The organism is Streptomyces aureus, assembly GCF_001418135.1.
Classification (GTDB): domain Bacteria; phylum Actinomycetota; class Actinomycetes; order Streptomycetales; family Streptomycetaceae; genus Streptomyces; species Streptomyces aureus_A.
Window position 1 is genome coordinate 1 of sequence record NZ_LIPQ01000146.1, and the last position, 11048, is coordinate 11048.

Genomic DNA, 11048 nt, shown 5'->3' on the forward strand with positions numbered 1-11048 from the left:
AGCGCGGCTACCCGGGCATCGAGCTGGACGGCGAGACCGTAGCCCGCCGCCTCGGCCGTATCCACGAGGAGATCGCGTGAAGGTCGTACACCAGCGCTACGTCGCCCACTCCGAGGCGCACTACGCGGGGAACCTCGTCGACGGGGTCTTCGGGCTGAAGCTCTTCGGAGACGCAGGAACGCACCTGGCGATCACCCTCGACGGTCACGAGAGCCTGTTCGCCGGATATGCGTCGGTCGAGTTCCTGGCCCCGGTCCGTGGCGGCGACGTCGTCGAGGTGGAGGCGCGCCTGAGGTCGAAGGGAAGGCGGAGCCGGACCGTCGACTTCGAGCTGCGGATCATCTGCCGATCGGTCGACGAGAGCGGCCGGGCGGAGGTGCTCACCGAAACCCATCGTGGCCACCCGAGCGCGAGGGACGGCTGTCGTTCCGGCCGAAGCCACGACGACAGCACCCTGACCGCCGGGGCGGTGTCGGTCGACGAGGTCCACGGAGATGGGTAAGAGGTGCGTGTCTTCGCCCATGAGCCCGGGGACGGATTCGCGGGGGGAGTGGGGCCACGTCGGCCTAGGTGAGGCCCCTGAGGACTGAGCCGGAGTTGCGGTCCGTGACTGGTTCGGGAGCGCTGGTCATGAGTGGGATACCGGTGGGAGGAGCCTGGAGTCTCGGCGTAGAGGCGGCCCGTCCCTACGTGGGGCGAGACAGAGGCGCCTGGCGGGCGAAAGCCCAGGCCAGGCGCCTCTTTATGCCCCTAGAAGAAGCCCAGCTTCTTCGGCGAGTAGCTCACCAGCAGATTCTTCGTCTGCTGGTAGTGGTCCAGCATCATTCGGTGGGTCTCGCGGCCGATGCCCGACTGCTTGTAGCCGCCGAAGGCGGCGTGGGCCGGGTATGCGTGGTAGCAGTTCGTCCAGACGCGGCCCGCCTGGATGGCGCGGCCCGCGCGGTACGCGGTGTTCGTGTCGCGGGTCCAGACGCCGGCGCCCAGGCCGTACAGGGTGTCGTTCGCCGTGCTGATCGCGTCGTCGAAGTCCGTGAAGGACGTCACCGCCACCACCGGGCCGAAGATCTCCTCCTGGAAGACCCGCATGCGGTTGTCGCCCTCGAAGATCGTCGGCTGGACGTAGTAGCCGCCCGCCAGATCGCCTCCGTGTTCGATGATCTCACCGCCCGTCAGGATCCGGGCGCCTTCCTTCTGGCCGATCTCCAGGTAGGAGACGATCTTCCGCAGCTGCTCCGCCGATGCCTGCGCGCCGATCATCGTGGCGGTGTCCAGGGGGTGGCCCGGGACGATCTTCTCCGTGCGGGCGATCGCCGCCTCCAGGAACTCGCCGTAGTGGCCCCGCTGGACGAGCGCGCGCGAGGGGCAGGTGCAGACCTCGCCCTGGTTGAGGGCGAACATCGTGAAGCCCTCAAGGGCCTTGTCGCGGAAGTCGTCGTCCGCCGCCCACACGTCGTCGAAGAAGATGTTCGGCGACTTGCCGCCGAGTTCCAGCGTCACCGGCTTCAGGTTCTCGGAGGCGTACCCCATGATCAGCCGGCCGGTCGAGGTCTCGCCGGTGAAGGCGATCTTGGCGACGCGCGGCGAGGACGCGAGCGGCTTCCCGGCCTCCTCGCCGAAGCCGTTGACGACGTTCAGGACGCCCGGGGGCAGCAGATCCGCGACCAGGCTGAGCCAGAAGTGGATCGAGGCCGGGGTCTGCTCGGCCGGCTTGAGGATCACCGCGTTGCCCGCGGCGAGCGCCGGCGCCAGCTTCCAGACCGCCATCAGGATCGGGAAGTTCCACGGGATGATCTGCGCGACCACCCCCAGCGGCTCGTGGAAGTGGTACGCGACGGTGTCGTCGTCGATCTCGCTCAGCGCGCCCTCCTGGGCCCGCAGCGCCCCCGCGAAGTAGCGGAAGTGGTCGATGGCGAGCGGGATGTCGGCGGCGAGCGTCTCCCGGACCGGTTTGCCGTTGTCCCAGCTCTCCGCTACCGCGAGCGCCTCCAGATTGCTCTCCATCCGGTCCGCGATGCGCAGCAGGACGGCCGCGCGCTCGGCCGGCGCCGTCCGCCCCCACGCCGGGGCCGCCGCGTGCGCGGCGTCGAGGGCTCGTTCCACGTCCTCGGCGGTGCCGCGCGCGACCTCCGTGAAGGGGCGCCCGTCGACCGGGCTCGGATTCTCGAAGTAGCGGCCGAGCGTCGGAGCGACGTACGCGCCTCCGATCCAGTGGTCGTAGCGGGCCTCGTACGAGATGAGCGCGCCCTCGGTACCGGGTGCGGCGTAACGGGTCATGGGCATGGCCTCCCTGGGGCGCGCCGGCCGTCCCTGGCCGGCGCTCACCGGCGAGTCTGCGGACCCGGACGTTGCAAGACCGTTGCACCGGCGGACAGTTCCGCCTCAAGGGAGTCGAGACGCGCGCGTACGGGCGGGAGTCGAGCCGCCGGAACCGCCGCGCACAACGCCCGCCAGACCACCAGGTCGTCCTCGCCCCAGCTGCTGTACGCCCAGTCCGCGAGCAGCCCGGGATCGCCCCGGTCCACCAGCGCCGCCCGCAGCCGGCCCGCGAGCCGCTCCCGCAGCCGTACGACCCCGGGGGCGAGCGAGGCGGGAAGCAGCGGGCCCGCGTACTCCCCGGCCGCCGCCGCGACGGCTCCCGAGGCGAGCCTCCGGTCCACCGCCGCGAAATCCGCGTCCACCCCACCCGCCAGCCGGTACGGGCGCGAGCGCACCACATCCGGCCCCAGGAGCGCCCGGAGCCGTGACAGCTCCGCCCGCAGCGTCACCGGCGTGACGGACTCGTCCTCGTAGAGGAGCGTGAGGAGCTCATCGCCGCCGATCCCTTCCGGGCGGTGCGCGAGCAGTACCAGGATCTCGCTGTGCCGGCGGCTCAGCCGGACCCGCCGGCCGCCGAACGACAGCAACGCCTCGTCGCGGCCGAGCGCCGCGAGGCTCGCCCTGCCCGCCTCCGGCGGGGGCCCGAGCAGTGCGAGCTGCGATTCCGCCGCCCGCGCGACCGCCTGGACGAACCCGAGACTGTGCGGATGGGCGAGCCTCCTTCCGCCGGTGATGTCGACCGCGCCGAGCACCCGTCCGCTGCGCGGGTCGTGCACGGGGGCGGCGGCGCAGGTCCACGCCCGTACCGGGTGCCGGAAGTGCTCGGCCGCGACCACCTGGACCGGCCGGTCGACCGCGAGGGCCGTGCCGGGCGCGTTCGTCCCGGCCGCCGCCTCCGACCAGCGGGCCCCGGCCACGAAGTTCATCCCCCGAGCCTTGCGCAGCGTGGCCGGGTGGCCCTCGACCCACAGCATCCGGCCGGCGGCGTCGCAGACCGCGAGGAGGTGCTCCCCGTCCGTCGCGTACGCCCCCATCAGCTCCCGGATCACCGGCATCGCCGCCGCCAGCGGATGGCCGTCCCGGAGGTCGGCGAGTTCGTCCTCGTCCAGTTCCACCCGGGCCGCTCCGTCCGGGCTCACGCGCGCGCGTGCGGAACGGCGCCACGACGCGGCGACCAGCGGCCGGATCCGCCCGGAGCCGGGGCCCTCGACAGGGAGGTCGGGCGCCGGACCGGAGCCATGGGGCGCGGGTCCGGGACCTGGTGCCGGCTCGGCGGGGACGGCTGTCGGATCTCCGGTGCCGAGGGGCGGATCTCCGGGACCGGACGTCGGTGCGCCCGGGCGGCGGCGGCCGCGTCCTGGCTCCCCGGAGCCGGGGGCCGACGAGGACGATGCAGCCGCCCTCGCCTTCCCGCCGCCGCGGGCCGTTCCGTCCGCCTTCTTCACCCGTCCGGCCACCCACGCGTCGCTCAACTCGGCCTCCCTGTCGAGGTCGTCCCGGCCCGTCGGGCTCATCGTGATGCGCGGGGGCGCCGTCGACAAGCGCCTGGGCGCCCGTCCCGCGCACCCTGTCCGGGTCCGGCCCCCGGCCGCTCACGTACAGTAGGGCTCGGGCCGTGACTGGCGCTTGAGGTGGATCACCACCGGGGAGCGGCCCGATGGAGGCGTGCTCGACCGGCGCGCCCTCACCGATGCCGTGCGCCTGGGCGAATCACCTGTCAGAGACGACGCCCAGGAGTTGCCATGTCCACCAGCACCGCCACCCTCATGGACGGCACGGCTCTCGCCCGCCGTACGGTCGAGGAGACCGCCGCCCGTGCCGCCGAGGTCACCCGTCGCACCGGTGTCACGCCGTGTCTCGCGACCGTCCTGGTCGGTGCGGACCCGGCCTCGGTCACGTACGTGAAGATGAAGCAGAACCGCTGTGCGAAGGCCGGAATCCGCTCCAAGCACGTCGAACTGCCCGCCACCACGACGACCGAGGAACTCGTCGCCGCGATCACGGCCCTCTCCGAGGACCCCGAGGTCCACGGCATCCTCCTCCAGCACCCCGTCGGACCGCACATCGACGAGCGCGCCGCCTTCGAGGCCATCGCCCCGGAGAAGGACGTCGACGGCGTCACCATGGCCTCCTTTGCTGCCATGGGCTTCGGTCTCCCCGGCTTCGTCTCCTGCACGCCCGGCGGCATCATGCGCCTCCTCGACGCGTACGCCGTGGAGATCCGCGGCAAGCGTGCCGTCGTCGTCGGCCGCAGCGCGATCCTCGGCAAGCCGGCCGGACTCCTCCTCCTCGGCCGCGACGCGACCGTCACCTACTGCCACTCCCGCACCGAGGACCTCTCCTCCGTCGTCCGCGAGGCCGACATCCTCGTGGCCGCCGTCGGCAAGCCGAACTTCATCAAGGGCGCGGACATCAAGCCCGGCGCCGTCGTCATCGACGCCGGCTACAACCCCGGCAACGTCGGCGACGTCGACTTCGCCTCCGCCGCCGAGCGTGCCTCCCTCATCACCCCCGTTCCGGGCGGCGTCGGCCCCATGACCATCGCCGTACTCCTCGCGCAGACGGTCCAGGGCGCGGAGCGCCAGCTCGGCCTGTAGGAACGGTTGGTGACGGGGTGACGGGGTGACGGGGTGACGGGGTGACGGGGTGACGGGTGACGGTGGGACGGGAGGGGCGGCGGGCGCGATCGCGGCCGGCGATGGTCACGTTTCTGTACAGGCCGCTCCCCGCGCCCCTAAAAAGGTGGCCGCGAGGCCGCCGACCGGCGAACCTTGACCTTGTGCCCCACCCGTCCACCGCCACCCCGTCGCCGGGCCGCCGACCGGGCGAACCCGACCCGCCCGGTGAGCCCGGCTCGTTCGATATGTCCGATATGTCCGATACGTCCGACCGCTCCGGCCGCTCCGGCCGCTCCGGCGGTGCCGACCCTACGGACCTGTCCGTCTCTTCGGATTCTTCCGATGTGCCGGATGTGCCGGATGTGCCGGATGTGCCGGATGCGGCCGACGTGGCCGACCCATCCGAATCGCTCGGTGAGCCCGGGCCGCGTGATGTCTTCGGTACGAGCCCGGTGACCCGCTCTGCAGCACCCGCACGACCAGGTTCCGCTTCCGGTGCCGCCTCAGGTTCCGACTCCGGCTGGTCGCCCCGCCTCGTCCGGCTCGGCGCGCCCCGCCCCGGTCCGGCCGCCCGGGGCGCCCGCCGGTTCGGCGTGCCGCTCGTCCCGCTGCTCGTCGCCGGGCTCGTGGCGACCGCGTTCGTCGCCGCGCGGGGCGGAACCGAGCAGAGCCTGTCCACGGCCGAACGCCCCGGCGGCGATCAGGTCGGCGCGCCGTCTCCCGTCATGTCCGGTGACGGCCGCGCCGAGATCGCGCCGCCGGGTGGCGGAGGACCGGCCGACACACGCACGGGCGACACCGGGGCGGCCGGCGTCCGCACCGCCGACACGCCGTCGGCCGGCGTGGCCTCGGACGCCACGCCGACCCGTACCGCTCCTTCGGCCCGGACCGTCGATCCCAGGAAGGGCGCGTCCGCGACGCCCTCCCGGACGGGTGGCACCACCGCCACACCCCGTCCGACCCGCCCCGCGCAGGGTGGCGGTGGCTCGCCCCGTCCGGTCTCCTTCGAGGCGCTGCGTGTCGGTGACTGCTTCGACATCGACCGCGGCGCGCCGGGCACCGCACTACGGCGATCCTGCGCCACGCCGCACCACGCCGAACTCGTCGCCCGGCTCCGCCTCACCGGCCTCCACGCCACGGACACGGCGATCCGGGAGGCGGCCACGCTGCTCTGCCGCGAGCCGCTGCGCAGCAAGGCCGCACGGCAGCCGCTCGGCACGCGCTGGACCACCTTCGTCCAGTACCCGTACCGGACGAGCTACCTCCTCGGCTCGGACGCCGTCGCCTGCAGCCTGGCCGCCCCCTCCAGCGGAGACGGCACGCTCAGCCGCCGACTCCAGTAGGACCGGCGGCGAAGGCCGTCGCCAGGGCGGTCGCCGGATCTCGGTCCGCCGGTCCGGCGGGGGACCAGCGGCCACCCGACTTCAGGAACGGCCACCAGCGCCCGTCCTCGCCGAGCCGCAGCTGCGCCTCCGCGTCCACCACTGTCCACCGCGCGCCGGACCGTCGCAGGGCCGGGCGCTCGTCGTCCTCCCAGGCCTCCGTGAGCCGGGTTCCCGCCCACGCGAGCGCCTCGGTGTCCGGCGTCCACTCCTCCTCCAGTACGGCGAGGGCGGCGGCGCCTCCGAACCCCCACGCGCGCGTGGCGAGGTCCATCTCCGACCCCGTCCGGCCCGAGCCGGAGGTGAGCCGCGCCGTGATCCAGGGCATGGGGGAGTCCGCTGCGAGCCGCACCGCGTCCTGAGCGACCGTCAGCGGAGCTGTCGCGGCCGGCGGAGCCGCGTGCGCCGGGGACCCGCCGTGGACCGACGCCCCGCCGACGGCCAGCGCCTCCACCAGCATCCGGTGCGCGCGGCCCGCCGCGTCCGACGCGAGGAACTCCAGGGCCGCCGGGTCGACCCCGGGCTCCGGCTCGGTCTCCGTGTCCAGGGACGGCGACCGGCCCGGCGCGTCGTGGGCGACCGGAGGCGCGGGGAGCGGCGGCACGAGGAACCCCGCCGCATAGGCCTCCTCGGCCGACACGCCGGGCATCCCTCCGGCGCCCCCGGCGGCCTCCGCGCCCGGTGTGTCGTCCGCTCCCCGCCCGCCGTGCGCGGCACGCGAGGCGCTGCGCGCCTGCAACTGGTCCAGGAGGGTGCGCTCGCCGCGGCCCCGCATGAGGAGCAGGACGAAGGGATCCTCGTCGAGCAGCCGGGCCACCTGGTAGCAGAGCGCCGACGTGTGCGGACAGTGGTCCCACGCCTCGCAGCCGCACTCCGGGTCGAGATCCCCGATCCCCGGCAGTAGATCGAGCCCGGCCGCGGCCGCGTCCTCGACCAGATGCGGCGGCATCTCGCGGTCGAGGAGCGCGGCGATGTGCCCCGCGCTGTCGACGGCGAGGTCCAGCAGCCGCTGCCACTCCTCCTCCGAGAACTCCCGCACCAGGACGTCGCTTCGGTACGCCGTGCCGTCACGGTCCTTCACCACCGCCGTGATGCGGCCGGGCCGTACCGAAACGGCGCCCACCGCTCCCGCGCGCGCGTGCCGCCGTCCCGCCTTGAGCTGCTGGCCGTCGAGCGCGGTGTCCTCCAGGGCCTTCAGCCATGCCAGGCCCCACCAGGTCCTCGCGAAGGCCCCGCCCCGCGCGGGCGCCAGCGCCGCGAACGTCCGCTCGTCGCCCTCGTGTCCGTACCCGCTCATCGTGCGTCACCCCGCAGTCGTACGAGCTCCGCCAGCTCGGCATCGGTCAGTTCGGTCAGCTCCGGCGGGGTGTCCCCGCCGGTCCCGAGGACGGTGTCCGCCAGCTCCCGCTTGCGGTCGAGCATGGTCGCGATCCGGTCCTCGATCGTCCCCTCGGCGATCAGCCGGTGCACCTGCACCGGGCGGTCCTGCCCGATCCGGTACGCGCGGTCGGTGGCCTGTGCCTCCACGGCCGGGTTCCACCACCGGTCGTAGTGCACGACGTGTTCGGCGCGGGTGAGATTGAGCCCGGTCCCGGCGGCCTTGAGGGAGAGCAGGAAGACCGGGACCTCGCCGGTCTGGAAACGGGCGACCATCGCCTCGCGCTCGGCGACCGGCGTCCCGCCGTGCAGGAACTGCGTCCGCACGCCCCGCGCCGCGAGGTGGGCCTCCAGGAGCCTGGCCATCCCCACGTACTGGGTGAAGACGAGGGTGCACGCGCCCTCGGCGAGGATCGTGTCGAGGAGCTCGTCGAGCAGTTCCAGCTTGCCCGAGCGGCCCTCGATCCTCGGCCGCTCCTCCTTGAGGTACTGGGCGGGGTGGTTGCAGATCTGCTTGAGTCCGGTCAGCAGTTTGACGACCAGGCCGCGCCGCGCCATGCCGTCGGCCTCGGCGATCGCGGCCAGGGTCTCCCGTACCACCGCCTCGTAGAGGCCGGCCTGTTCCGGCGTCAGGGAGACGGCACGGTCGGTCTCCGTCTTCGGCGGCAGCTCGGGCGCGATGCCGGGGTCCGACTTGCGGCGGCGCAGCAGGAACGGGCGGACCAGCGCCGCGAGTCGCGCGGCCGCGGCCGGGTCGCGGCCGCCCTCCACGGCGGCCGCGAACCGGGTCCTGAAGGCGCCCAGGGTGCCGAGCAGCCCCGGCGTGGTCCAGTCGAGGATCGCCCACAGCTCCGAGAGGTTGTTCTCCACCGGCGTGCCGGACAGCGCCACGCGCGCGCGTGCCCCGATGGTCCGCAGCTGCCTGGCCGTCGCCGAGTACGGGTTCTTGACGTGCTGCGCCTCGTCCGCGACGACGAGTCCCCAGTTCCGCTCGGCGAGTCGCGCCGCGTCGAGCCGCATGGTGCCGTACGTGGTGAGGACGAACCCGCCGTCGGCGAGGTCCTCCAGGTCACGGGTCGCGCCGTGGAAGCGGCGCACCGGCGTGCCGGGCGCGAACTTCTCGATCTCGCGCTGCCAGTTGCCCATGAGGGAGGTCGGACAGACGACGAGGGTGGGCCCGGCGGACGCAGGGTCGGACTGACGGTGCAGATGCAGCGCGATGACCGTGATGGTCTTGCCGAGACCCATGTCGTCGGCGAGGCATCCACCGAGGCCGAGAGAGGTCATCCGGTGCAGCCAGTCGAGCCCGCGCAGCTGGTAGTCGCGCAGGGTCGCGGTGAGCGCCGGGGGCTGGCAGACCCGTGGGTGGCCGCCCTCGGGGTCGGCGATCCGCTCCCGCAGCCGTTCCAGCCAGCCGGTCGCCGCCACCTCCACCGGCCGGCCGTCGACCTCCGTGGTGCCGGTGAGGACGGCCGAGAGGGCGTCCACCGGAGTCACCGTACGGTCCTGCTGCGACTGGGCCCGGCGCACCTCGGCCGGATCGACGAGCACCCAGCGGTCACGCAGGCGTACCAGGGGCCGCCCGGCCTCGGCGAGCCGGTCGAGCTCGGCGCGGGTCAGCTCCTGATCGCCGACGGCGAAGCGCCAGTTGAAGCCGAGCAGGGCGTCGGCGGAGAGGAAGGAGGGGAGGCCCATGGAGGAGCGTGCCTCCGCCGCTGTCTCGTCGGACCCGGAGGCAGCGGCACCGGACGCGAGCCCATCGGTTCCGGACGCGATCCCTTCTGCACCGGTCCCGGGCCTGCCGACGGTGTTCTGTCCTTCCGGCAGTTCCCCGCCCACCGGTCCGATCACCGCACTCGCCGTCAGCCGGTCGGCGAGCTCGCGCGGCCAGTGCACCTGGACACCTGTGGCCGCCAAGGCCTGGCCCGCCGTGCCGAGCAGCTCCGCGACCTCCTCGTCGGCGAGTTCGACGGTGTCGGGCACCGCCGCCGTGAGGAGCGGGGCCAGCGGGGGCCAGACCCGTGCGGCGCGCCGGAGCGAGAGCAGGGCGTCCATACGCGCCCGGGGGCCGAAGGCGGCCGTCGTCCGGCCGGAGCCCGCCCACACCTCCGCCGCGTCCGCGACGAGGGTCGGGTCGGCGACGCCGTGCAGCTGCAGGACCGCCCGGAAGTCGGGCGCCTTCTCCGACTCGGCGGTGAAGCCCGGAAGTTCGAGCCGGAGCGACAACCGGACGCCCGCGTCGTGCACCGCCGCCAGATCGGCGGCCCACGTCCGCTGTTCGGGAATCGGCTGCGGCGCGTCGCCGGCGAAGGCGGGGCCACCGGCGGCGAGCGGAGCGGCCGGGGTACGGGGGAGGGTGTCCGCGACGGCGTCGGCGAACGCGCGCAGCAGCGCCTCGGGTTCGGGAAGGAGCAGCGGCTCGTCCGACGAGAGGGGTACGGCGTGGGCCTCCGGAGGCATCGACGCGGCGAGCGTCCGCAGTGCGGCGAGCTCGTCGGGCCCGAGCGGACCGGCCCGCCACGCGTCGACGTCGCCGGGGGTGAGGCCGGGCAGCAGCAGGCCGCGTGCGACCAGGTCGAGGGCGAGGAGCGAGGCGGCGCCCCAGAAGGCGCTCGCGGGTGACGCGGTGCCGGAGAAGCGGGCGCCGGCGAGCAGCGGCAGGGCGTCCCGTACGGAGAGGACCCGCGCGGGGACGGTCACCGGCCGGAGGTTCTCCCCCTCGACGACCGTGATCTCGGAGACCGTGATCTCGGAGACCGCGATGGCTGTGCCACGGGCACGAGCAGCGTCGATGTCGGCATCGGCGTCGGTCCCGGCGTCAGTCCGGGCGCCGGCCGCGAGGGCATCGGGGCCCGGCAGGGCGTCGCCGTCGGCGGACCAGAAGGCGATCCGGCCCGCGCGGGGCGGATCGGCGGGGAGGAAGACGGCGGAGTGGCGGGTGAGTTCGGGGGAGGTGTCCGGGGAGGCATCCTGGGCGGACGCCGGTGGGGGTACATAAGCGGGTTCGCGGGCGGAATCATCGGGTCCGTGCGACAGCGACAACGCATTCCTCAAATTTGACTACCTGAAGTCCGAGCGGCCGAGGGTACCTCACCGCACCGTCTCGACGTGGCAACCGGCTCGCGTGATCCACGCCACAGTCGCCACGGGGGTAGGGCTCGCCCCACCCCCGGCCCCCGGCGCACCCCCGACCGGGGACGGGTGGTGACGCCATGGCCCCGGACGATCACGAATCCGTACGTTCTAGGTAGGCACCCAACGACCGTCCCCGCTACCGATGTCGACAGAAACCGGAGCCCGCCATGTCCCAGGCCACCGTCCTGCCCCCGGCCGCCGCCGCACCCGCCGCGGCGCC

General features: G+C 73.9%; 6 protein-coding genes, 1 pseudogene and 1 riboswitch. Of the genes and pseudogenes, 3 read left to right on the forward strand and 4 right to left on the reverse strand.

Annotation, left to right across the window (positions count from 1 at the left end):
* Nucleotides 1–76: 76 nt before the first annotated feature.
* The gene (locus AOK00_RS14310; RefSeq protein ID WP_216822245.1) at nt 77–502 is read left to right on the forward strand and encodes a hotdog fold domain-containing protein; all 426 of its coding nucleotides are present in this window, start codon (nt 77–79) and stop codon (nt 500–502) included.
* Nucleotides 503–750: 248 nt separating this feature from the next.
* On the opposite strand, the gene exaC is transcribed toward AOK00_RS14310, so the two are convergent.
* Together exaC and AOK00_RS14320 are read right to left on the reverse strand one after the other, a co-directional pair.
* The gene (gene exaC, locus AOK00_RS14315; RefSeq protein ID WP_055600694.1) at nt 751–2274 is read right to left on the reverse strand and encodes an acetaldehyde dehydrogenase ExaC; all 1524 of its coding nucleotides are present in this window, start codon (nt 2272–2274) and stop codon (nt 751–753) included.
* 44 nt (nt 2275–2318) lie between these two features.
* Nucleotides 2319–3503, reverse strand: a pseudogene (locus tag AOK00_RS14320) (GAF domain-containing protein); the annotation flags it as partial.
* Nucleotides 3504–3921: 418 nt separating this feature from the next.
* Nucleotides 3922–4030: riboswitch (ZMP/ZTP riboswitch) on the forward strand.
* 28 nt (nt 4031–4058) lie between these two features.
* Here AOK00_RS14320 and AOK00_RS14325 point away from each other — a divergent pair.
* Both AOK00_RS14325 and AOK00_RS14330 read left to right on the forward strand, forming a co-directional pair.
* Nucleotides 4059–4913, forward strand: a complete 855-nt coding sequence (locus AOK00_RS14325; RefSeq protein WP_055600695.1) for a bifunctional 5,10-methylenetetrahydrofolate dehydrogenase/5,10-methenyltetrahydrofolate cyclohydrolase — start codon at nt 4059–4061, stop codon at nt 4911–4913.
* Between the two features lie 473 nt (nt 4914–5386).
* Nucleotides 5387–6277 (forward strand): hypothetical protein, encoded by an 891-nt coding sequence (locus tag AOK00_RS14330; RefSeq protein WP_159041760.1) that lies wholly within the window; start codon nt 5387–5389, stop codon nt 6275–6277.
* On the opposite strand, the gene AOK00_RS14335 is transcribed toward AOK00_RS14330, so the two are convergent.
* Complete coding sequence (locus AOK00_RS14335) at nt 6258–7613, reverse strand: SWIM zinc finger family protein (protein WP_055600697.1); 1356 nt, start codon at nt 7611–7613, stop codon at nt 6258–6260. The two genes, AOK00_RS14330 and AOK00_RS14335, sit on opposite strands and share 20 nt — an antisense overlap.
* Nucleotides 7610–10735: a DEAD/DEAH box helicase gene (locus tag AOK00_RS14340; protein WP_254047367.1), complete on the reverse strand. Its 3126-nt coding sequence runs from the start codon at nt 10733–10735 to the stop codon at nt 7610–7612. The genes AOK00_RS14335 and AOK00_RS14340 overlap by 4 nt, the downstream gene beginning before the upstream one ends.
* Between the last annotated feature and the right edge of the window lie 313 nt (nt 10736–11048).

Coding starts and splice junctions, on each gene's coding strand:
- exaC (WP_055600694.1), bottom strand. CDS start 2,274: ATGACCCGTTACGCCGCACCCGGTACCGAGGGCGCGCTCATCTCGTAC.
- AOK00_RS14335 (WP_055600697.1), bottom strand. CDS start 7,613: ATGAGCGGGTACGGACACGAGGGCGACGAGCGGACGTTCGCGGCGCTG.
- AOK00_RS14325 (WP_055600695.1), top strand. CDS start 4,059: ATGTCCACCAGCACCGCCACCCTCATGGACGGCACGGCTCTCGCCCGC.